The organism is Sphingomonas paucimobilis NBRC 13935 (genome assembly GCF_000739895.2).
Taxonomy (GTDB): domain Bacteria; phylum Pseudomonadota; class Alphaproteobacteria; order Sphingomonadales; family Sphingomonadaceae; genus Sphingomonas; species Sphingomonas paucimobilis.
The window spans coordinates 22,148-44,690 of record NZ_BBJS01000054.1; the positions used below are offsets into that span (position 1 = coordinate 22,148).

Below are 22,543 nucleotides of genomic sequence, written 5' to 3' on the forward strand. Positions count from 1 at the left end.
TAGGAAGACTCCGGCTTCGGCCGGGGTGACGGGGTGGAAATGCACATCAAGACCGAACAGGTGGAACGCCACACGCTGGCGGTGATCGTCGACAACGAGCCGGGCATCCTCGCCCGGATCGCGGGGCTGTTCACCGCGCGCGGCTATAATATCGAGAGCCTGACCGTGTCGGAGATCACCGCCGACAAGGCCGTCAGCCGCATCACCATCGTTACCAGCGCCTCGCCGCCGGTGATGGAGCAAATCATCGCCCAGCTCGACCGGCTGGTCCCCGTCCACAAGGTCACCGACCTGACCGTGCTGGGCGACCATGTCGAGCGCGAGCTGGCGCTGGTGAAGGTGGCCGGGACCGGCGACCGCCGGATCGAGGCGCTGCGCCTGGCGGAGGTCTACCGCGCCCGCGTGGTCGACGCGACGATCGGCAGCTTCGTGTTCGAAGTCACCGGCACCATCGCCAAGATCGACAAGTTCGTCGAGTTGATGGGCGAAGTCGGCCTGGTCGAGGTCGCCCGTACCGGCATCGCCGCCATTTCGCGGGGTAAGGACGCGGCCTGAACCCCGCCCCATTTTCAGACTATCATGAGGCCCGACGCGGCCCGCCTATTTCGAAAGGGAAGTTGAAATGCGTGTCTATTATGATCGCGACGCCGATCTGAACCTGATCTCCGAGAAGAACATCGCCATCCTGGGTTACGGCTCGCAGGGCCATGCCCATGCGCAGAACCTGCGCGATTCGGGCGTCAAGAATGTCGCGATCGCGCTGCGCCCCGGTTCGGCCTCGGCCGCCAAGGCGGAGGCTGCGGGCTTCAAGGTCCTGTCGAACAAGGAAGCGGCCGGCTGGGCCGACATCCTGATGATCCTGGCCCCCGACGAGCATCAGGCCGCGATCTATGACGCCGACCTGAAGGGCAATTTGAAGCCGGGCGCCGCGCTCGCCTTCGCGCACGGCCTGAACGTGCATTTCGGCCTGATCGAGCCGCCTGCGGACATCGACGTTATCATGATCGCGCCGAAGGGCCCCGGCCACACCGTGCGCAGCGAATATGTGCGCGGCGGCGGCGTGCCCTGCCTGATCGCGATCCATCAGGACGCCAGCGGCAACGCGCATGACGTGGCGCTGGCCTATGCGTCGGGCGTCGGCGGCGGTCGCTCGGGCATCATCGAGACGAACTTCCGCGAAGAGTGCGAAACCGATCTGTTCGGCGAGCAGGCCGTGCTGTGTGGCGGCGCGACCGCGCTGGTCCAGGCGGGCTTCGAGACGCTGGTCGAGGCGGGCTATGCCCCCGAAATGGCGTATTTCGAGTGCCTCCACGAGCTGAAGCTGATCGTCGACCTGATGTATGAGGGCGGCATCGCCAACATGCGCTACTCGATCTCGAACACCGCCGAGTACGGCGACATCAAGACCGGCCCACGCATCATCACTGAAGAGACCAAGAAGGAAATGAAGCGCGTGCTCGCCGACATCCAGTCGGGCCGCTTCGTGAAGGACTTCGTGCTCGACAACCGCGCCGGCCAGCCCGAACTGAAGGCCAGCCGCATCGCCGCCAAGCGCCATCAGATCGAACAGGTCGGCAGCGAACTGCGCGCGATGATGCCGTGGATCGGCGCGAACAAGCTGGTGGACAAGGCGAAGAACTGATTTTTCGTCTGGGGGTGGGCTCGGTGAGACTCCGCGGCCCTCCCCTATCCCCTCCCGTTTACGGGAGGGGCATGCCAAGCGGGTGCCGCAAGCGCTTCAGCGAGCCCATGGTTTGCGGCAAAAGCCCCCCCCTCCGCCCCGAACCTCTCCCCTCCCGCAAGCGGGAGGGGCTGGGGGAGGGCAAGGAGCCTCGCAGAGACCATCTCTCCCCACTCCAACGGAAACGCATCGTTGCGACCTTGGCCTTTGACGTGCGTTATGCGCACCGACCACAAAGGCCGTGATCCAACAGGGAGTACCACCCATGCGTTTCGTCGTCCCCGCCGCCCTGGCGCTCGTCTTCGCCGCCCCCGCCATCGCCCAGACCCAGCCCGGCGCCCCCGTCGCCTCGCGCGTCGTCGCGGGCACCTATGCGGTCGATCCCGCCCATACCCAGGTCACCTGGTCGCTGAACCATATGGGCTTTTCGGTGCTGGAGGGGCAGTTCGGCGCGTCGGACGGCACGCTGACCATCGATCCCGCCCGCCCTCAGGCCGCCAAGGTAGACGTGACCTTCAAGATTGACAATCTGTCGGTCACCGCCGCGCCGTTCGCCAATCACTTGAAGTCGAAGGACTTCTTCGACGCCGCGACCTATCCGACCGCGCGCTTCGTCTCGACGGGCGTGAAGGTGATGGGGAACAAGGCGGTCATCACCGGCAACCTGACCATCAAGGACCAGACCAAGCCGGTGACGCTGAACGCCACCTTCTTCGGTGCTGGCACGAACCCGATGTCGAAGAAGCTGAACATCGGCTTCCGCGCGACTGCCAAGATCAAGCGTTCGGACTTCGGCGTCGGCGCCTATGTCCCGGTCGTGGGTGACGAGGTCGACCTGACGATCAACGCCGCCTTCACCGCACAGTAATTGCGGGCCGCATCCAGAAGACAGGATCGTTGCCAAATCCACCGCACCACCCCGGCGAAGGCCGGGGTCCAGTGGCGGAGCAATGCGGATTACCCACGGGCGTCTCCCCAACTGGATCCCGGCCTTCGCCGGGATGATGTTGGACAGAGGTTGCGGGAAACCAATTTCGCCAAGATCGCGACACGACGAGGCCGCTCCTCATGGGGGCGGCCTCGTTCGTTTGTGCCACCGCCGTCAGGCGCCCGTCATCAATCTCGATATGGACAACGCGGCCCCGACGCGGCATGACCCCGTGCATCATGATCGCCGCGCTGCTGCTCCGTTCGCTTCGACTTATCCGCCCTTAGGGGAGGATCGGCGTGGCCATGCGCGACTTCCCTAAGGGCGGAATGAACCGATAAGCCTGTCCCCGCCGCGCCTATGGCCAGATGCGGCCGAGAATGCTGGAAGACCCGATCATGTTGCGCGATCCCTCGACCAAATACCGCCCTTTTCCCACCATCACCCTGCCCGACCGGCAATGGCCGAACCGCACGATCACCAAGGCGCCACGCTGGCTGTCGACCGACCTGCGCGACGGCAACCAGGCGCTGATCGATCCGATGGACGCGGAAAAGAAGACGCGGATGTTCGACCTGCTGATCAAGGTAGGCCTGAAGGAGATCGAGGTCGGCTTCCCGAGCGCCGGTGCGACCGAGTTCGACTTCATCTCCGGCCTGATCCGCGACGACCGCATCCCCGAGGACGTGACGATCCAGGTCCTCACCCAATCGCGCCGCGACCTGATCGAACGCAGCTTCGAGAGCCTGGACGGCGCGCGCAGTGCGATCGTCCATCTCTACAACGCGGTCAGCCCGGCCTGGCGCAAGATCGTCTTTGGCATGACCCGCGACGAGGTCCGCCAGATCGCCGTCGAAGGTGTCAAGATCCTGCGCGACGAGGCGGCCAAGCGTCCCAACACCGACTGGTTCTTCGAATATAGCCCCGAGACCTTCTCGACCGCCGAGCTGGACTTCTCGGTCGAGGTCTGCGCCGCCGTGATGGACGTGCTGAAGCCGACCCCCGACCATCCGCTGATCCTGAACCTGCCCGCCACCGTCGAATGTGCGACGCCCAATGTCTATGCCGACCAGATCGAATGGTTCGGCCGCAACATCCCGAACCGCGACTCGGTGGTCATCTCGCTCCACACGCATAACGACCGGGGCACCGGCGTCGCCGCTGCCGAGCTGGGCGTGATGGCGGGCGCGGACCGGGTCGAGGGTTGTCTGCTCGGCAATGGCGAGCGGACCGGCAATTGCGATCTCGTGACCGTCGCGCTCAACATGTACACGCAAGGCGTCGACCCCAAGCTCGACCTGTCGGACATCGACGAGGTGGTGAACACGGTCAATTACTGCACCAATCTGCCCGTCCATCCCCGCACGCCCTATGCGGGCGATCTGGTCTTCACCGCCTTTTCGGGCAGCCATCAGGACGCGATCAAGAAGGGCTTCGCCGCGCAGGCGGCGCGCAACGACGATCTGTGGGAAGTCCCCTATCTGCCCATCGACCCCGCCGATCTCGGCCGCAGCTACGAGGCGGTCATCCGCGTCAATTCGCAGTCGGGCAAGGGCGGCGTCGCCTGGGTGATCGAGCAGGACAAGGGATTGAAGCTCCCCAAGCGGCTCCAGGCCGATTTCAGCCGCCATGTCCAGGCGCTGGCCGACGCCACCAGCCGCGAACTCAACGCCGCCGATATCTGGGGCGGGTTCGAGGCGACCTATCTGCCGCGCGAAGGCGACCGATTCGTGCTGCGCGATTATGAGGAAAGCGGCTCGGCGGGGCAGCGGACCTTTATCGGCCGCGTGCAAGTGGATGGCGAGGAGCGTTCGATCTCCGGACGCGGCAACGGTCTGATCTCCAGCGTGATCGCCGCGCTGGCCGACACGACCGGACCGGCGCTGGAAGTCGTTGACTATAACGAACACGCCATCGGCCACGGTGCCGACGCACAGGCCGCCGCCTATGTCGAGGCGCGGACCCATGACGGGCGGACCGTTTTCGGCGTCGGGCTGGACACCGACATCGCCACCGCCAGCGTTCGGGCGGTGCTCTCCGCCGCCAACCGGGCCTGATGTACCCGACCGCCGCCTTCCCCGGCTAAGACGGCGATGATGGCGGCGGTCGACCTGTCTTCCACTCATCCCCTGCATGGGGAGGTGGCAGGCCGCAGGCGTGACGGCGGGGTGTCCCGGCTCATGGTATCCCCATCATGAGCACCGACGCCCCGCCCTCCCCTTGGCTGGCCTTTCTGCCCGAACGCTATCGCGAGACGCTGCGGGAGCGCGGCGCCTCGCTCACGCTCACCATCCTGGCGCATCTCCTGCTCGCCTGGCTGTTGCTGCACCTCGCGCCCAAGCTGATCGAGCAGGACAAATCCTCGTCGCTCAGCACCTTTTCCCTCTCGCCCTCGGACGAGAATGCCGGCGCGCCGGTGCCCAAGACCCGCACCGTGACGCGCAAGCCCGCCGCCGCCGGCGGATCGAAGGCGCCGGTGGTCGACAAGCAGCCCGACACGCCCACGCCCCCGACCGAGAAGCCCGCCGAAACCACGCCGACCCCCGCCTGGCAATGGGGCGACAAGTCGCTGTTCGACGCCGGCGACATCGCCGCCATGCCCAAGGGATCGGGCAAGGGCGTGGGATCGAGCGACGGCGACGATCGCGGGCAGGATAGCGCATCGGCCTATGGCCCGGGCGAAGGGCCCGGCGGCAAGCGACTCTACAATGCCGAATGGTTCCCACGCCGCCCGACCGATGCCGAGCTCAACGGCTATCTGCACAGTCCGCCGCCGCCGGGAGGCTGGGCGCTGATCGCGTGCCGGACCATCCCCGGCTACCGGGTCGAGAATTGCCAGATCCTGGGCGAGTCGCCGGTCGGCTCCGGCCTGGCGCGGGCGATGCGCGAGGCCGCCTGGCAATTCCGCGTCCGGGCGCCGCGCGTCAACGGCAAGGAAATGGTCGGCGAGTGGGTGCGGATCCGCATCGACTTCACCACCAAGGGTGGCGGTGACTGAGCCTCAATAGGTGAATTGCAGCTGGGTGCGGATCAGGTCGCCGGTCGCACGGCCCGTCCGCCGCGAATCCGCCTCGCGCCGCTCCATGCGGGCATAAGCCAAAGTCAGCTCCAGCGCCTCGACCAGTTGCAGCTCGACGCCGGCTTCCCATTCGTCGGTTTCCAATCGCGGTGCATCGGCATTGGCCTTCCACCCGCCGCGATAGCGTTGCCAGCGGACATAGGGGATGGCGCGCCCAACCGGGGTGGGGCCCAGATTGCCCATCAACTGGACATAGCCACCGCCCAAGGGCGACGAACGCACCGCGCGCAGATCGCCATCATATTGCGGGCCGTAACCGGTCGTCCATTCGGTCTGGATACCGAAAGGCTGCGGATAGAGGATGGCGTGGAAGCCCACCCGGTCGTCGCGATAATTTTGCGGACTGAGCCCCCCGCTGCGCAATTCGGGGCGGAAGCGGTTGAACAGGGCCGAACCGCCGACCTCCAGCACCTGCCCCTTGAACAACGGGCCCAGTCCATCGAGTTCGATCGGCCAGGTCGCCATCGCCACCTTCATCATCGTGGCGTTGCGCTCGGTCCGGTTGGTCCCCTGCCCGTTATATAGCGCCAGTCCGAAGGCACCGTAATTTCCGAACAGCTTCTGCTTGGCCTTGGTCAGCCGGTCCCAGATCGCCTGCACATGATCGGGCGTGTAATATAGGTTGATGCCGACATCGCGCTCGCCCGGCACGCCGCTATTGATCGCGTCCGATCGGTCGAGTGGCAGGCGGTTGGACGAGCTTTGCAGATTCTCCCAGCCGAACGGCACCTTGGACTGACCGAAGCGCAGGCGCAGACGGCGTTCGGGGTCGAGGAACCAGTCGACATAGACGTCGCGCAACTGACCAAAATTCTCGCGCCGCTCGGTGCTCGACTGGTTGTTCACCGCCGCGCCGAAGTCGTGCTGAAAATAGAGTTGCAGCCGGTCGGTAATGTCCCCCTGCAACACCAGCCGGACACGACGCAGCAGGAAGCCGCCATCGTCGTTGATCGAGCTGTCATGCACCGAGCGCAGCCGCGATCCGGTATCGGACAGAGGCTCCTGATCGTCCAATATGGCGTTGTAGCGAAGCTGCGTATAGCCGCGCAGCCGCAGCCGCTCATACCATGGCGCGCGGGCGGAGGGCGGCTTGGCGGCGGCGATACGCGGCGCCGGTTCGCTGGGGACCGGCGCGGATGCCGCCATTTGCGGTGCAGGCGGGGCAACCGGCGCAGCTTGTGCGGGTGGAGGCGCCGCAGCGGTCGCCGTCCCGTTTTGCGCCTCGGTCAGTGCCTTGATCTGGGCCTTCAGCTCATCGATCTGGCGCTGCAACTCCTGCACGGTCTGCGCAGCGGCCGGTACCGGGCAGGATGCCAGCAGCATGGCGACGGCGACCCGATAATGGGCCCGATGGGGTCTCGACATCATTACCGTGCTGGTTCCGCCCTGTTTGCGGCGACTTAGGCCAGCACCCGCCCGCTTCGCAACAGATTGATGACAATCCGGTGATAAATTGATGACAGCGCCGACGCGCTCAGCGCGTCCGCTCGATCTCGCACCCCACCCGCGCATCGGGGTAGATGCCGGTCTTCATCGATCGCACCTTGACCGCGACCACACGCGCATCGGCCAGGCATAACGCCGCCACCGCCTCGCACAGGCTTTCCTGCAAGGCGAAGCCGGGACCCTGCGCCATCGCGACGATGGCGTCCCGCAGGAAGTCGTAATCGAGCACGTCTTCGATCCGGTCGGCGCTGGGCGCGGCGGGATAGGTGATGGTCATCGCCACCGACAGGGTCACCGGCTGCGGCTCGGCCTCATGCGGATGGATACCCAGCCGCATCGCAACCCGCAGTTCGTCGAGCAGGATGGTATAGGTCGCGCTCATCCCCGCCCCTCGAACATCACATCGCCATCGCGGCGGCAGAAACGCTGGCCGCAATCGACGTAGAGCGTCTGGCCGCAAATCCCGCGCGCGGTGAGTAGGAAGGATACGGCCTCCGCCACCGCTTCCGCACCGATCGGGCGGCCGAGCAGGTTCTTGACCGAGGCGGCGGCAAACTCCTCATCGCTCTGGTCACCGCTTTGCAGCGTCAGGCCGGGCGCGACCGCATTGACCGCGATGCGCGGCGCGAAGGCCTGCGCCAGCATCGTATTCGCCCCCGCCAGCGCGAATTTGGCGCAGCTATAGGCGAAGAAATCGGGATTGGGATTGGCGAGTTTCTGATCGAGGATATCGACCACTGCACCGTCCGTTACATCGTCCTGCCGCGCGAGTGCGGAGGCGAGCAAGGCGGGCGCGGCGGCGTTGATCGCGTAAAGCCTGGCCATCAGCGCCGCATCGACCTGCGGCGGCCGGTCGAAGAGAAACGCCGAGGCGCTGTTGACCAGGCCGTCGATCGGGCCGCCCGCCGCTTCGCGCGCACGGACGAACAGCGCGTCGATGCCGTCCAAGTCCGCCAGATCGCCCTGTACCGTCACCGCGTCTAGCTCCGCCGCCAGCGCCTGCGCGTCCCGTGCCGAACCGTTATAATGCACCACCAGCCGGTGCCCGTCCGCCGCCAGCCGACGTGCGATCGCCGCCCCCAGCCTCTTGGCCGCGCCGGTCACCAGCACGGTGCGGATCGTCATCCGCCCAGGCCCATCAGCGACAGGACTTCCTTGCGGCTACGATCATCGTCACGGAACACGCCCATCATCCGGCTGGTCACCATTGCGACACCGGGCGTCCGCACCCCGCGCGCGGTCATGCAGGCATGGGTCGCCTCGATCACCACCGCGACACCCAGGGGCTTCAGATTTTCCCAGATACAGTCGGCGACTTCCGCCGTCAGCCGCTCCTGCACCTGCAAGCGCCGCGCGAAACCGTGCAGTACCCGCGCCAGCTTCGAGATGCCGACGACATGGTTGCGCGGCAGATAGGCGATATGTGCCCGCCCGATGATCGGCGCCATGTGATGCTCGCAATGCGACTGGAAGGGGATGTCCTTCAGCAGCACGATCTCATCATAGCCGCCGACCTCCTCGAACACGCGCGACAAGTGGACAGCGGGATCGTCGCCATAGCCCGCGCAATATTCGCGCCACGCCCGCGCCACCCGCTTGGGGGTATCGATCAGCCCCTCGCGCGTCGGATCGTCGCCCGCCCAGGCGATAAGCGTGCGGATGGCCTGGGCCACATGATCGGGCACGGCGATCTTGCCGTCCTCGCCGATCAGGTCGCCATCCTCCGGGTCGCCAGGGGCGCAGCTCATATTCTGTCCTTCATATCAAAGTCGATGCGATAGCGGATCGATTGGCGGGGCGCAAAATTCCCTGCTCATCCCCGCGATCCCCACGCCCGTTCAGCCTGAACGAAGTCGAAGGCCAAGGGAATCCGACCAGGTTCAGCCGATACAGTGTGGCCTTCAACGCTCAGGCTGAACGGAGGGACGGATGCGTGGCGCAGCGGGCAGGAATTACCCGCGCAATCGCTCCGCCGCCCAGGCGACATGGTCGGCCATGAAGGTCGAGATGAAGTTGTAGCTGTGATCGTATCCCGGCTGCATCCGCAGGGTTAGCGCGATCCCCGCCTTCTCGCACGCCTCCGCCAACAGTTCCGGCCGCAATTGCTCGGCCAGGAACTGGTCAGCATCGCCCTGATCGACCAGCAGGTCCGGCACTCGCGCGCCGTCCTCGATCAGCGCGACCGCATCCGCTTGCCGCCACGTTGCACGATCTGACCCCAGATAACCGCCCAGCGCCTTCTCGCCCCACGGCACCTGGGACGGCGCGACGATCGGGGCGAAGGCCGACACGCTGCGGAAGCGGTCCGGGTTACGCAAACCAATGGTCAGCGCGCCGTGGCCACCCATCGAGTGGCCGATGATGGCTTGCGCATCCATGTCCGCAACAGGGAAATGCTCGGCGATCAGCGCGGGCAGTTCCTGCTCGATATAGGTCCGCATCCGGAAATGCTTCGCCCAGGGCTCCTGCGTGGCGTCGACATAGAAGCCGGCGCCCTGCCCCATGTCATAGGCCTCGTCATTCGCCACGCCTTCTCCGCGCGGCGAGGTGTCGGGCGCGATGAAGATCACCCGGTGCTCGGCACATGGTCCCCTAAACTCGCCCTTGTCGGTGACATTGGCATGGGTGCAGGTCAGCCCCGACAGATACCAGAGGACGGGCAGCGTCTCGCCCGCCTCATGCTTGGGCACGAAGACCGAGAAGGTCATCCGCGTTCCCGTCACCGCGCTGTCATGCGCATAGACGCCCTGCACGCCGCCATGCGCCTTGGAGGTCGAAATCGTCTCGATCGTCATCGGAACACCACCGTCCGGTTGTCATTGAGGAAAACCCGCCGCTCGCCCACCCAAGCGACCGCGCGGGCCAGCACCTGCGCCTCGATATCGCGGCCGATGCGGATCAGATCGTCGATGCTGGCGCGGTGATCGACCCGCTCGACCGCCTGTTCGATGATCGGCCCTTCGTCGAGGTCGGCGGTCACGAAATGCGCGGTTGCACCGATCAGCTTCACCCCCCGCGCATGGGCGCGGTGATAGGGCTGCGCGCCCTTGAAGCCGGGCAGGAAGCTGTGATGGATATTGATGCACCGCCCCGGCAAGGCCGCGACCAGCCGTTCGCCCAGCACCTGCATATAGCGGGCAAGGACCAGATAATCGGCGCGGGTCTCGTCCATCAGGGCGAGCATCGCCGTTTCCTGCTCCGCGCGATTGGCGTCGCCGACCGGCAGGTGATGCCAGGGCAGGCCATGCCATTCGACTAGCGGGCGCAAGCCGTCATGGTTGGACACGACCCCGACGATCTCGACCGGCAGCGTGTTGGTCCGCCAGCGATGGAGCAGGTCGTTGAGGCAATGCGAGCCCTTCGACACCGCGATCAGCATCCGGGGGCGCTCGGCCGCTGGCGCGACATGCCAGTCGAAGCCGAACCGCGCCGCCGGTTCGGTCAACGCCGCCCTCACCCCCTCGACCGAGGTGGGGAAGCGCGGCCCCTGACCGGTGAAGACGATGCGCAGGAAGAAGCGCCCCGTCTCCAGATCGGCATATTGCTGGCTGTCAAGGATGAACCCGTCGATCCCCGCCAGCGCGCCCGACACGGCCGCGACGATGCCGACCCGGTCCTGGCACGCCAGCGTCAGGATATAGTCGTGGCCGCTCACGCCTTCGCAGCGGGGCAGGCGATGCACAGCTTGTTGCCGTCCGGATCGCGCAGATAGCCGAGATAGGCGTTGCCCAGCCCGGTCTGCCGCTCGCCCACCGGCCCCTCGATCGCCGTGCCGCCATTCGCGACGCCGGCTGCGTGGACCGCTTGGACCTGTGCGGGGTCCGCCGCACCCAGCCCGATCGTGCCGCCATTGGCATGGGTGGCGGGCTGACCATCGATCGGCCGGGTCACGATGAAGACCGCACCATTATGCAGGTACATGACACGCTCGACCTTCGGGTCCTGCATCCCCGGTTTGCCGCCCAGCGCGGTGAACAGCGCATCATAGAATGTCTTGGATCGCGCGATGTCGTTCGATCCGACCATGATATGCGTGTACATCAGGCTGCCTCCACCAAGTGCCGCGCGCACAGCTTGTTGCCGGTCGGGTCGCGCAGATAGGCCAGATAGACCTTGCCCACCGGCACGGTGCGGATGCCCGGCGGATCCTCGATCGCGGTTCCGCCATGCGCCAGTCCGGCGGCATACCAGGCGTCCGCCTGCTCGGGCGAGTCGACCGCAAAGCCCAGCGTCCCGCCATTGGCGAAGGTTGCCGGCTCACCATTGATCGGCTTGGACAGCAGGAACCGCGCGCCCTTGTGGCTGTAGATCAGCCGTCCCCAGGGATCGACCACCCCCTCGGGCGCGCCGAGCACGCCCAGAAGGGCGTCGTAGAAGCGCTTGGCCTCGGCGATGTCGTTCGCGCCGAGCATCACATGGCTGAACATCAGAACACCACCACGCTGCGGATGCTCTCGCCCGCATGCATCAAGTCGAAGCCCTTATTGATCTCCTCCAGCGTCAGCCGATGGGTGATCATCGGATCGATCTCGATCTTGCCGTTCATGTACCAGTCGACGATCTTGGGCGTGTCGGTCCGCCCGCGCGCGCCGCCGAATGCCGTGCCGCGCCAGTTGCGCCCGGTCACGAGCTGGAACGGGCGGGTGCTGATCTCCCTGCCCGCCTCGGCTACGCCGATGATGATCGAGGTGCCCCAGCCGCGATGACATGCCTCCAGCGCGGTGCGCATCACCTCGGTATTGCCGGTCGCGTCGAAGCTATAGTCCGCACCGCCATCGGTCAGTTCCAGGATTTTCGCGATCGTCTCCTCGCGCGACAGGCCCTTGGAATTGAGGAAATGGGTCATGCCGAAGCGACGGCCCCATTCCTCGCGTGCGGGGTTGATGTCGACACCGATGATCCGGCCCGCGCCCGCGAGCTTGGCACCCTGGATAACGTTCAGGCCGATGCCGCCCAGACCGAAGACGACGATATTCTCGCCCGGCTGGACCTTGGCGGTGTTGACCACCGCGCCGACGCCCGTGGTCACGCCGCAGCCGATATAGCAGCTCGTGTCGAACGGCGCGTCCTCGCGGATCTTGGCGACCGCGATCTCGGGGAGAACGGTGAAGTTCGAGAAGGTCGAGCAGCCCATATAATGGAAGATCGGCTGGCCCTTATAGCTGAACCGGGTCGTGCCGTCGGGCATCAGGCCCTTGCCCTGGGTGGCGCGAATCGCGGTGCACAGGTTGGTCTTGCCCGACAGGCACGACTTACACTGGCGGCATTCGGGGGTGTAGAGCGGAATGACATGGTCGCCGGGCTTCACGCTGGTCACGCCTGCGCCGACCTCGCGTACGATGCCCGCGCCTTCATGGCCGAGCACGCTGGGGAAGATACCCTCGCTGTCCAAGCCGTCCAGCGTATAGGCGTCGGTGTGGCAGATGCCGGTCGCCATGATCTCGACCAGGACCTCGCCGGCCTTCGGGCCTTCCAGATCAAGTTCGACGATTTCGAGCGGCTTCTTCGCTTCAAAAGCGACGGCGGCGCGGGTCTTCATGGGTTCCTGTCTCCTTGGATGGCGCTCTGATGCCTCGAGGCGCGCGATGGTGCAACCAACGAAAGCCCCGAGGGATTGATGCGGATCACAAGCCGGGAGAGCATGGATGACCGAGTTTAAAAAGAACGATCGCGTCACCTGGAACAGCCATGGCGGCACCGCCGAGGGCAAGGTCGTCAAGAAGCAGACCAGCGATACGACCATCAAGGGTCATACCGTCCGCGCATCCAAGGATGAGCCGCAATACATTGTAGAGAGTGACAACGGCGGAAAGGCGGCGCACAAGGCGGACGCGCTGAAGAAAGCGTGATTCACGCGCGTCCCGCCAAAGGGCCGGGATGCTGAAGGATTATAGGAAGGAACATCATGGCCACCGCAACCACGGGCACCGGCATCCACGCCCCGGTCCAGCCGTCCGAGGAACTGGGCGCGATCGTCGGCAACGAGAAGCTGCCGCGCAGCCAGGTCATCAGCAAGGTGTGGGACTATATCAAGGCCAACAACCTGCAGAACCCCGAGAACAAGCGGGAGATCCTGGCCGACGACAAGCTGAAGAAGGTGTTCGGCAAGGACAAGTGCACGATGTTCGAGATGAACAAGTTCATCTCGGCGCACCTGAAGAAGTAAGCCTTCACGCGTCCCGGTGTCCGCACCGGGACGCGCTTCCCCGCCCGCGCGCTATCGCAGGTCGAGGACCAGCGGTTTGCGCGCGGCGGGTGTCGGCGACGGACGCGGCCTAGGAGATGCCGGCGCCTTGCCCACACCTCCGGACGGACCCGGTAATGGCGTGGCCGATGCGGACGGTGTCGGATCCGCCCCCAATCTTGCCGCCTCGATCTGGTTGAGCCGCTGCTCCACCAGTTGCGCATCCAGCAATTTGCGATCACCCTGCATCGCCGCGACCTGCGCCTCCAGGGTGGCCACGCGCTGCTCCAGCATTTTCACCCGAACCTGATCTTCGGTCTGCGCGACCATCTCGCGCGCCGCTTTTTCCTGCCGCGCCCGTTCCTGCTGATCGGCCGCCGTAACGCGATCCTCAGGCGACGATCGCTGACACGCCGCCAGCGCACACAGGATCAGCAACGGGGCACAGGCATGACGCATCGACGATCGTCCGATTGGAAATCAGGTCGGCGGCTTATCCTTGCCTTTGCCGGGGGGAAAGCCCCATGCGCGCAGGATCACACCTGCAATAAATCTATTTTAAGATTCACTCCCTAGGCCGTCGGTCGAATAGGCCAGGGACATGCAAGAATGAAGTGGTTCAAGCAGCACACGGCGGATCTCAACACGCGTCTGGCATCGGCGCTGTTCGATCGGTCCCCCGATGCCATTCTCCTGATGTCCGGCGGTCAATATGTCGCCTGCAACGCCGCCGCCGAAACCATCTACGAACGGCCCCGGCCGCAGATCATCGGCCATAATCCCATGACCTTTTCGGCCCCGATCCAGGGAGACGGCCGCCCTGCCGAAGAGCATGTGCCCGAACGCGCGCAACAGGCGCTGCGCGAGGGCTTTGCGCGGTTCGAATGGCTGAACCTCCGCCCGAATGGTGAAACGCAGCGCTGCATCGTCATGCTGATCCCCCATCCGGTTGAAAAGCCCGACGACCTGCTGGTCATCGTGCAGCAGCTCGACGAGACGAGTCAGGTCGTGGATTCCCTGCGCCACGGACTGACCCGGGTCGCGGGTGGCGACCTGACCTATCGCATCGATACGCCCTTCCGCAGCGATTATGAGCCGCTGCGCGCCAGCTTCAACGACACGGCCGCGATGCTGCAAAGCTCGATCGCCGAGATCGACATCGCCTCGCAGCGGGTGCGCGGCGGGGCCGGCGAAATCCGTCGCGCCGCCGATGACTTGTCGATGCGCACCGAGCAGCAGGCCGCCTCGATCGAGGAAACGGCCGCGGCCGTGCAGCAGATCAACGTGACGGCCCAGCAAGCGGCGGTCAGCGGCGCCAAGGCGGCGACCGTCGCCACCTCGGCTCAGAGCAATGCCGCCGAAAGCAGCGCCGTGGTGCAACGTGCGATCGACGCCATGGGCGGGATCGAACGGACCTCCAGCGAAATTTCCGAGATCATCGCGGTCATCGACGGTATCGCCTTCCAAACCAATCTCCTCGCGCTCAACGCAGGGGTCGAGGCGGCACGGGCCGGCGATGCGGGCAAGGGTTTCGCGGTCGTCGCCAGTGAAGTCCGTGCGCTGGCGCAACGCTCCGCCGATGCCGCCAAGGATGTGAAGAGCCGTATCGGCGCCTCGGCCGATCAGGTGCGCGCGGGCGTCGAGCATGTCCATGCCGCCGGCACCGCGCTCGACCGCATCGCCGCGCAGGTGCGCGAGATGAGCGACCTGATCGCCGACATCGCCCATTCCGCCCAGCAACAGGCGACCGGCTTTTCGCAGATCAACCTGGCGATCGGCGACATGGATTCGATGACCCAGCAAAATGCCGCGATGGTCGAGCAAACCACCGCCGCGGCGCGCCGATTGGCCATGGAGGCCAACGGCATGGCCGATACGATCAGCCGCTTCGACCATGGCGCAGGCCATGCGACCGCTGACGACATGGCATGGACACCCACCCGGCGCCTCGCCGCCTGACCAAGTCTGGAACCGATCAACGCTATGGCGTTCCCGCAGGGGAAGAGGGCAGACTGAAGGCCTGACGGAGAGTAGTGCCCCCGGTCGGCGCGGCAAGAGTTCCCCGTGGCCGGCGCACGGGCCATGCTTTGCAAATCCCCCTATGAGGAACGTGAAATAGCGATCCGCGCTGGAATCAATTACAGAATAAACACAGAGTCCTCACTCCGGGGAAACATTTGATCCCGCCACACCAATGCGCTTTGCGCAATACTGACCACGCTACGACTTAGAATATGTTTGCGACACATTCATGCCATCAGCGTGACAGTTCGGTTTCTTAATTGCGAAAAATTCGCATGACTCGGGAAGTTTGTCGTCAAATTGTCACCGCCTGCTGCAAACAGGGGCCGCATCGTCGTTTAACGGGATGCCCCTTTCGATGGCAACACAGATGAGTACCGCCAGCGTCACCAAGGCCTATGATCGCTGGTCGCCGGTTTATGATCTGGTCTTCGGCCCCGTCTTCAAAAAGGGTCGCTCCGCCGCCATCGTCGCCGCCGAACGGATCGGCGGGCGGATCATCGAGGTGGGTGTCGGCACCGGCATTTCGCTGCCGCAATATTCGGCGGCCAACCGCATCGTCGGCGTCGACCTGTCCGAGCCGATGCTGGACAAGGCGCGCGAGCGGGTGAAGCGCGGCAACCTCGCCCATGTCGAGCAGATCGCATATGGCGATGCCGAAGCGCTGCAATTCGCCGACAACAGCTTCGATGTGGTCGTCGCGCAATATGTCATCACCGCCGTCCCCAATCCGGAGCGCGCGCTGGATGAGTTCGCGCGCATCTGCCGCCCCGGCGGTGAGATCGTCATCACCACGCGCGTCGGCGCGGGCGATGGTCTGCGCGGCACGATCGAGAAGACGCTGATGCCGATCACCAGCCGCCTGGGCTTCCGCACCGATTTCCCGTTCGAACGCTATACCGATTGGGCGGCGACGCGCGGCGACGTGACGCTCGTCGAAAGCCGCCCCCTGCCCCCGCTCGGCCATTTCTCGTTGGTCCGCTTCGCCAAGCACCAGCCCCAGCCTGAATTTCAGCCCCAAGGACACGGCCAATGACGGGTTTTCGCGCGCAGCTCGCCGAACAGCGGTGGGACGATCATCGTTACTATCATCATAGCCTGGTCAATCAGAGCCTGCACTTCGTCAGTGCCTGTACCTTCCTGACCGCCTATGTGCTGCTGTTCATCGACCCGGCGGTCGCCAGTCTGCTCGCCTGGGGCGTGGCGATGACCAGCCGCCAGGCCGGCCACTTTTTCTTCGAGCCCAAGGGCTATGACCATGTGAACAAGGCGACGCATGAGCATAAGGAAGAGATCAAGGTCGGCTATAACCTCGCGCGTAAGTACGTGCTGATGGGCATTTGGGGCGCGATCCCGCTGGTGCTGCTGGTCCAGCCGACGCTGTTCGGGACGCTGGAATATCCGGATGGCTTCATGGCCTATCTGCGCCATGTCGGCATCGGCTGGCTGGGTCTGGGCGTCAGCGCGATCGTCGTCCGCGTCATGCAGCTCTGGGTCCAGCGCGATCTGGAAACCGGCCTGGTCTGGGCGACCAAGATCGTCACCGACCCGTTCAACGACTTCAAGATGTACAAGAGCGCGCCCCGCCGCCTGATGAAGGGCGAGCGGATGGATCATCACGATGTCGATGACATGGATATCGAGGATTTGAAGGCGGCATAACGTCCGCTTTGGACGAATGAGGGGGCGGTTGTCGAAAGGCTGCCGTTCCCTTTTTCGTCATTGCGAGCGGAGCGAAGCCATCCAGGGTTGGAACGCGACGCCCTGGATGGCTTCGCTCCGCTCGCAATGACGGATGGGGGTTAGGGCCTCGCCCGCCCCAACCGCACCGCCAGCGACTCCTTCAGAATACGCCGCCGGATCGCCTTGTTCGCCGCCTTCAGATCCTGCGGCGCGTCCGGCGAGGTCCACCACCAGCCATCGTCACGCATCTGTTGTCCCGCTGCAACGAAGCGGTCGCAAATCTCGGCGAACAGGGTGTCGTCGATGTCGAGGCTGAAGATCAGCCGTCCGGTCCCGACCCAGCTCAACGCCAGCCCTTGCGCCCGGAGATAATATTGCAGCATCCAGTTATAGGGCGAGGCGACCGAATAGAGGATGGTCCAGATCGTCTGGACATGCCCGACCGACAAGGGCAGCCCGGCTTCCGCCATCGCTGCGTTGAACATCGCGGCCCGCGAATTCCAACGCTCGTCCAGCCCGTCATACAGCGCGGCGACCTCAGGCGTCTCCAGCCGCTGAAGGAAGGCATTCATCGCCCCCATCACCATGGGGTGCGAGTTGAACGTGCCACGTGCGAAACAGATGTCGACGGGCCGGTCTTCGCGCCAGCGCTTCATCAGATGCGCCGGGCCGCACAGCACGCCGACCGGCAACCCGCCGCCCAGCGTCTTGCCATAGGTGATCAGGTCCGGCTTCACCCCGAAATATTCGGGCATCCCGCCTTTCGCCAGGCGGAAGCCCATGAACACCTCGTCGAAGATCAGGATGATACCGTTCGCGCGGCACGTCTCCGCCAGCCGGTGCAGCCAGTCGCGATAGGCGGCCATATCCGCCCCCGCCTTGCGCCCGCCATCGACCAATTGCCCGTCCGACGGGGCCGAACCATTGGGGTGCATCGCCTGAAGCGGGTTAACCAGCACGCAGGCGATGTCCTTGCGGGTGGCGAGCACCTTGAGCGTCCGCTCCGACATATCGGCCAGGGTCAGCGTACGGTCGGCGGGGACGGGATTGCCGATGCCCGGCTGCACATCGCCCCACCAGCCATGATAGGCGCCCGCGAACCGTACAAGACGCGGCCGCTTGGTATGATAGCGCGCGAGTCGCACCGCCTGCATCACCGCCTCGGTGCCGGACATGTGGAACGACACTTCGTCCATCCCCGAAAGCGCGGTCAGGCGGCGGACATTGTCGGCGACGACCGGATGGAACGAGCCCAGCACCCCGCCCAGATCACTGACCATCGCTGCCCCCTCGGCCATGGTCTGCTTGTAGAAGTCGTTGCCGAACAGGTTGACGCCGTAAGAGCCGGTCAGGTCAATCAGCCGATTGCCATCGAGATCGATCAGGATCGGCCCCTCCGACCGCTGGTAAAAGGCTCCAGTCGCCAGCGTGGTCCGCACCTTCTCGCGAAACTGGAAGGGCACGCGATAGGCACCCGTGAATTGCAGGTCGGACAGACCCGAGCGCGTTTCCCTGGTCAACGCCAGCGTCTGGGCGAATCGCTCCGCGAACGATGCCCCCAGCCGCTCGAACCCGGCGCGGCGCTGATCCGCCACGGCATCGGGCGCGTCATCGACGCGGAAGAAGCGATCCTCGCCATAGGTGTAGAACGGAATCTGTCCGGCAATGCGTTTGGCCATGCGGACGTGGCCGCCCAGCCCCGGATGCTTGGCGCGCGACAGGGTCAGGCGGCGATGCCCTTTCGTCAGGGCGACCGCACCGGCGGAGACGGCCAGCAGGCCAGTGAGAATCGGGTTCATGCGGCCTTTGACCGCGTACCCATGACGGAGGCATGACAATGCGTGGACCCATCATGCGGTTCTTCCTGAACGAGGACATCAATTTCCTCGTCACCAACCGCCTGCCCCGCCGGTTCGCGACACAATTGATCGGCCGGATCGCGCGGATCGAACATCCGCTGGTGGCACGCCCTAGCATCGGCCTGTGGAAATTCTTTGCCGGCGTCGACCTCTCCGACGCGCGGACGACGCGGTTCAAATCCCTGCGCGACGGCTTTGTCCGCCCGTTGCGCGAGGGGGCCCGCGCGTTCGACAGCGATCCCGACACATTGGCTTCGCCCTGCGACGCACTGGTCGGCGCGCATGGCCTGATCGAGGATGATCGCCTCTATCAGATCAAGGGCTTTCCCTATCGCCTGCACGACCTGATCCCCGATCCGGCGCTGGTCGAGCGGTTCCGCGACGGATCCTTCGTCACGCTGCGGCTGACGGCAGGCATGTATCACCGCTTCCACGCACCGGCCGATATCGCGATCGAGGGCGTGACCTATATCTCGGGCGACTGCTGGAACGTGAACCCGATCGCGCTGAAGCGGGTCGAACGCCTCTTCTGCCGCAACGAACGCGCGGTGATCGAGGCGCGGACGCTGATTGCGGGCCAGCCGCTGTTGATCGTGCCGGTGGCAGCGATCCTGGTGGCGAGCATCCGGCTCCACTGCCTCGACACCGAGCGGACGCTGCGCGAACGCGGCCCGGGCCGCACCCCCTGCACCGCACGCGTCGCCAAGGGCGAGGAGATGGGCTGGTTCGAACATGGCTCGACCATCATCCTCTTCCTGCCCAAGGGGATGCGCCTGGCCGATCACCTGACCGAGGGACAGGCGATCCGGGCCGGCGATGTGATCGGACGGCCGCAGTAAACGCCACCCTGGCGTTCGAAAACCTTGGACGCGCGGCGACGGAGTGGATTTAACCCTGAAACCCTGGCGGCGGCCCAAGACGTGATGAAGGGGTGCCGCCGATCGACAAGGGCTTTGCCCTCGCCACCCGTGACACCCCTCCACCGCCGCTTTTCAGCGGCCCCCTCCAAGAGTGGACGTCAGAACTCCGACCAATCCCCATTGTCGATCGCGACGGCCGCATTGGAAGCCCGCGCGACACGCGGCGCCGCCGCGATCCGGGGGCTCGCCTGGGCCACGCGGGCCTGCAACTGATGGACCGGAGAGGCCGCGCGCGGGCTCGATGCCGGACGATCGGACAGACGGAAGCGAGCGACCTGGCGGGTCATATTGTCGGTTTCCTCGGACAGGCTGCGCGCCGCCGCCGTCGCTTCTTCGACCATGGCCGCATTCTGCTGGGTCACGCCGTCCATTTCGGACACGGCGGTGTTGACCTGCTGAAGACCCGTTGCCTGCTGCGCCGCGGCCGAGGCGATGTCGGAGACCAGCATGTTGATCTCCCCGATCCGGCCAGTGATGCGGGTCAGCGCGGCGCCGGCCTGCGCCACCAGTTCCACCCCGGCATCGACCTGCTCGGTCGAGGCGTTGATCTTGGCCTTCACATCCTTGGCGGCATCGGCCGAGCGCTGCGCCAGGGCGCGCACTTCGGAGGCGACGACGGCAAAGCCCTTGCCCGCATCGCCCGCGCGGGCCGCCTCGACCCCGGCATTCAGCGCCAGAAGGTTGGTCTGGAACGCGATGCCGTCGATCACCGCGATGATCTCGCTGATTTCGCTCGACGACCGCTCGATCCCGTTCATGGCCTCGACCGCGCGACGGACCACGTCGGAGGATTGTTCGGCGTCGCTGCGCGTGGTGGTGACGACCTCATTGGCACGCTTGGCGTTGTTGGCGGTCTCGTTCACCGTTTCGGTGATCTCATGCATCGCCGCTGCCGTTTCCTCCAAGCTGGCCGCCTGCTGCTCGGTACGGCGCGATAGATCGTCGGAGGCCTGGCGGATATCGCTCGCGCCGTTGCCGATCCCCTGCGCGCTGGTCGAGACGGTCGATAGCGTGGCCGAAACCGAGTCCATCGCCTTGTTGAAGTCATACTTCAACTTTTCGAACGGCCCGGTCAGTTCGGCCTCGATCCGCATGGTCAGGTCACCCTGCGCCAGCGCGTCCAGCCCGTTGCCGATGCTGTCAACGATCAGCCGCGTCTGCTCCGCCTTGGCCCGCTCGGCACCGGCTAGCTGATCGCGGAACGCCACCATCGCCTCGGCCAGTTGCCCGACTTCGTCGCGACGCGGCTCCACCGCGACCTGAGCATCCAAATCCCCCCCGGCAAGTCGCCGCATCGCCGCCGTCATCGACGCCAGCGGATTGGCGATGCCCCGGATCAGCGACATCAACAGAAAGCCGGTCAGTGCGAGGACGGCAAGCGACAGCACGAGGGAGGCATTGCGCGACCAGATATAGGTCCTCGCCGCTTCCGCCATCTCCTGATCCATCAACTGCACTTGGGTGCCCTGCATCGAGGAAATGGCACTATTGGCACGATCGAACGCCGCCTTGTTGGCGCGATAATGAAGCGTTGCGTCGCGGGTCAGTCCTTGCCCCGCCAGTTCGAGAGTCTGTCGGGACGCCGTGGCAAACGGGCTCCAATAGGCCTTGAACGTGCGGAATTGCTCGATGGCAGTGGGCGAGGTCAAGTTTCGGTCGAGATAATCCGTATTCTTGGCAATGACGGCTGCGCGTGCCTGAACATCTTGATAAGCGGCCAGGCGCTGGTCGGAATCCTCGGCCAGAATCGCCATGACTTCGGACGCACGATAATGGGCGGACGCGGTATTGATATTGGCGATGGCGACGATCTTTTCGCGACGGCTTCGCCCCAGCGTTTCTGCCGTTGCGTTAAGACGCGATTGACTTATGATTGACAAGACCATCATAATAATCAGCGCGGCCGACAGGACGCCAAACGCCAGGAATAACTTTCTACTGATCCGCAGATTCTTCATGCCCCATCCCCTCCAGACCGGTCACTTTACACGACAGATATTGAGGAGTGGTTAGCCGCCTTCCGATTCTTGGGTGTTCGGAGCGCTCACGGGTCCTGCTTGGCGCGCTATAACCGCCACCACAAGAAGTCGCAGATGCCTGTCAAGGATTTGAACAGCGGCCGCCGTCAAAGCGAAGCCACGCGCCGCCTCGCGCATATCATCGAGCAGGAGGTGCCCCAGCGCATATCGGACTGGCGCAACCGCCGCCGGCCCGATGACGACGAACCGCTACCCGCAACGCCGCCACGTGGCCCCAAGCCCAGCCCTTTGGGCAACCGTGCTGGTGTTGGGGGCTGCGTGCTCTGCGGCAGTCACCGATGGGAAGCGATCTATCTGCCAATAGCCTCTTCGAGCCGACAGCAGCATGAGACTTTCGGATGCCAGCACGCACGCAGGACCAGGGCTCTCGGAAGCAGTGCATGGGCGTGTTGTGCTTGAGCAAGTGGCTTTGAGGGCAATATCGCCGCTGTGGCAACCGCAAGCTGCGGACAAATACCTCACAGGCTCGCCTCATCGCATCGGGCGGCAGCCAGGATGTCCATGTTCGAGCGGGCCGACAAGTCCCCGTTGCCCGCACGGGTCAGGGCCGAAGGGCGGTGGCCTTCGCCGCCGCGCGCTCGCTTGCTGGCGCTCAGGCCCGCATCATTCGGATCGCCAGCCCGCTCGACGAACATAGTGGAATATGTAGGAGTAATATCTTACACACTGACGATTAGAAAATCGTGCGGTCGTAGGAGAGGT

At 65.0% G+C, this 22,543-nt stretch carries 23 protein-coding genes; 11 read left to right on the forward strand and 12 right to left on the reverse strand.

The features are described 5' to 3' along the window. Positions 1–39: 39 nt before the first annotated feature. The 5 genes from ilvN to SP6_RS16685 all read left to right on the forward strand — a co-directional run bounded on the left by ilvN (position 40) and on the right by SP6_RS16685 (position 5,607). Positions 40–555, forward strand: a complete 516-nt coding sequence (gene ilvN, locus SP6_RS16665) for an acetolactate synthase small subunit (RefSeq protein ID WP_007405183.1) — start codon at positions 40–42, stop codon at positions 553–555. Between the two features lie 67 nt (positions 556–622). Next, positions 623–1,642 (forward strand): ketol-acid reductoisomerase, encoded by a 1,020-nt coding sequence (ilvC, locus tag SP6_RS16670; protein ID WP_007405087.1) that lies wholly within the window; start codon positions 623–625, stop codon positions 1,640–1,642. Positions 1,643–1,946: 304 nt separating this feature from the next. After that, positions 1,947–2,549, forward strand: coding sequence for a YceI family protein (locus tag SP6_RS16675; protein WP_007405173.1), 603 nt, complete (start codon positions 1,947–1,949; stop codon positions 2,547–2,549). Positions 2,550–3,007: 458 nt separating this feature from the next. After that, on the forward strand, positions 3,008–4,666 hold the full coding sequence (leuA, locus tag SP6_RS16680) for a 2-isopropylmalate synthase (RefSeq protein ID WP_007405061.1): 1,659 nt from the start codon (positions 3,008–3,010) through the stop codon (positions 4,664–4,666). Positions 4,667–4,803: 137 nt separating this feature from the next. After that, positions 4,804–5,607: a hypothetical protein gene (locus tag SP6_RS16685; protein ID WP_007405117.1), complete on the forward strand. Its 804-nt coding sequence runs from the start codon at positions 4,804–4,806 to the stop codon at positions 5,605–5,607. Positions 5,608–5,610: 3 nt separating this feature from the next. Here SP6_RS16685 and SP6_RS16690 read toward each other — a convergent pair whose 3' ends face one another. From SP6_RS16690 to SP6_RS16730, 9 genes are all read right to left on the reverse strand, one after another. Then, positions 5,611–7,056, reverse strand: a complete 1,446-nt coding sequence (locus SP6_RS16690; RefSeq protein ID WP_007405158.1) for a porin — start codon at positions 7,054–7,056, stop codon at positions 5,611–5,613. A gap of 106 nt (positions 7,057–7,162) precedes the next feature. Then, the gene (locus tag SP6_RS16695) at positions 7,163–7,516 is read right to left on the reverse strand and encodes a dihydroneopterin aldolase (protein ID WP_007405167.1); all 354 of its coding nucleotides are present in this window, start codon (positions 7,514–7,516) and stop codon (positions 7,163–7,165) included. Next, positions 7,513–8,259 (reverse strand): SDR family oxidoreductase, encoded by a 747-nt coding sequence (locus tag SP6_RS16700; RefSeq protein WP_007405121.1) that lies wholly within the window; start codon positions 8,257–8,259, stop codon positions 7,513–7,515. The genes SP6_RS16695 and SP6_RS16700 overlap by 4 nt, the downstream gene beginning before the upstream one ends. Beyond that, on the reverse strand, positions 8,256–8,882 hold the full coding sequence (gene folE, locus SP6_RS16705) for a GTP cyclohydrolase I FolE (protein ID WP_007405140.1): 627 nt from the start codon (positions 8,880–8,882) through the stop codon (positions 8,256–8,258). The genes SP6_RS16700 and folE overlap by 4 nt, the downstream gene beginning before the upstream one ends. A gap of 204 nt (positions 8,883–9,086) precedes the next feature. Further along, positions 9,087–9,929, reverse strand: coding sequence for an S-formylglutathione hydrolase (gene fghA, locus SP6_RS16710; protein WP_007405106.1), 843 nt, complete (start codon positions 9,927–9,929; stop codon positions 9,087–9,089). Beyond that, positions 9,926–10,771 (reverse strand): formyltetrahydrofolate deformylase, encoded by an 846-nt coding sequence (gene purU / locus SP6_RS16715; protein ID WP_037568689.1) that lies wholly within the window; start codon positions 10,769–10,771, stop codon positions 9,926–9,928. Before purU ends, fghA begins: the two co-directional genes overlap by 4 nt. A gap of 14 nt (positions 10,772–10,785) precedes the next feature. After that, positions 10,786–11,175 (reverse strand): VOC family protein, encoded by a 390-nt coding sequence (locus SP6_RS16720; protein ID WP_007405079.1) that lies wholly within the window; start codon positions 11,173–11,175, stop codon positions 10,786–10,788. After that, on the reverse strand, positions 11,175–11,561 hold the full coding sequence (locus SP6_RS16725) for a VOC family protein (RefSeq protein ID WP_007405089.1): 387 nt from the start codon (positions 11,559–11,561) through the stop codon (positions 11,175–11,177). The genes SP6_RS16720 and SP6_RS16725 overlap by 1 nt, the downstream gene beginning before the upstream one ends. After that, positions 11,561–12,673, reverse strand: coding sequence for an S-(hydroxymethyl)glutathione dehydrogenase/class III alcohol dehydrogenase (locus SP6_RS16730; RefSeq protein WP_007405104.1), 1,113 nt, complete (start codon positions 12,671–12,673; stop codon positions 11,561–11,563). The genes SP6_RS16725 and SP6_RS16730 overlap by 1 nt, the downstream gene beginning before the upstream one ends. Positions 12,674–12,779: 106 nt before the next feature. Here SP6_RS16730 and SP6_RS16735 point away from each other — a divergent pair, with 106 nt between their 5' ends. Then, on the forward strand, positions 12,780–12,983 hold the full coding sequence (locus SP6_RS16735; RefSeq protein ID WP_007405070.1) for a hypervirulence associated TUDOR domain-containing protein: 204 nt from the start codon (positions 12,780–12,782) through the stop codon (positions 12,981–12,983). Between the two features lie 56 nt (positions 12,984–13,039). After that, on the forward strand, positions 13,040–13,300 hold the full coding sequence (locus tag SP6_RS16740; protein WP_007405135.1) for an SWIB/MDM2 domain-containing protein: 261 nt from the start codon (positions 13,040–13,042) through the stop codon (positions 13,298–13,300). Positions 13,301–13,351: 51 nt separating this feature from the next. Here SP6_RS16740 and SP6_RS16745 read toward each other — a convergent pair whose 3' ends face one another. Beyond that, positions 13,352–13,777 (reverse strand): hypothetical protein, encoded by a 426-nt coding sequence (locus SP6_RS16745; RefSeq protein WP_037568628.1) that lies wholly within the window; start codon positions 13,775–13,777, stop codon positions 13,352–13,354. A gap of 150 nt (positions 13,778–13,927) precedes the next feature. On the opposite strand from SP6_RS16745, the gene SP6_RS16750 reads away from it, so the two are divergent. The 3 genes from SP6_RS16750 to SP6_RS16760 all read left to right on the forward strand — a co-directional run bounded on the left by SP6_RS16750 (position 13,928) and on the right by SP6_RS16760 (position 17,002). Further along, complete coding sequence (locus SP6_RS16750; RefSeq protein WP_007405174.1) at positions 13,928–15,277, forward strand: methyl-accepting chemotaxis protein; 1,350 nt, start codon at positions 13,928–13,930, stop codon at positions 15,275–15,277. A 433-nt stretch (positions 15,278–15,710) separates the two neighbouring features. After that, positions 15,711–16,376: a class I SAM-dependent methyltransferase gene (locus SP6_RS16755; RefSeq protein WP_227876585.1), complete on the forward strand. Its 666-nt coding sequence runs from the start codon at positions 15,711–15,713 to the stop codon at positions 16,374–16,376. Continuing rightward, positions 16,373–17,002: a hypothetical protein gene (locus tag SP6_RS16760; protein ID WP_007405068.1), complete on the forward strand. Its 630-nt coding sequence runs from the start codon at positions 16,373–16,375 to the stop codon at positions 17,000–17,002. The genes SP6_RS16755 and SP6_RS16760 overlap by 4 nt, the downstream gene beginning before the upstream one ends. Before the next feature lie 140 nt (positions 17,003–17,142). Here the strand turns inward: SP6_RS16760 and SP6_RS16765 are convergent, their stop codons facing one another. Continuing rightward, entirely contained in the window at positions 17,143–18,822 is a 1,680-nt protein-coding gene (locus tag SP6_RS16765) for an aminotransferase class III-fold pyridoxal phosphate-dependent enzyme (protein WP_007405044.1), read from the reverse strand. Positions 18,823–18,860: 38 nt separating this feature from the next. Between SP6_RS16765 and asd the strand changes: the two genes are divergently transcribed. Beyond that, complete coding sequence (gene asd / locus SP6_RS16770) at positions 18,861–19,721, forward strand: archaetidylserine decarboxylase (protein WP_197913046.1); 861 nt, start codon at positions 18,861–18,863, stop codon at positions 19,719–19,721. Between the two features lie 179 nt (positions 19,722–19,900). On the opposite strand, the gene SP6_RS16775 is transcribed toward asd, so the two are convergent. Beyond that, positions 19,901–21,760: a methyl-accepting chemotaxis protein gene (locus tag SP6_RS16775; protein ID WP_007405085.1), complete on the reverse strand. Its 1,860-nt coding sequence runs from the start codon at positions 21,758–21,760 to the stop codon at positions 19,901–19,903. Between the last annotated feature and the right edge of the window lie 783 nt (positions 21,761–22,543).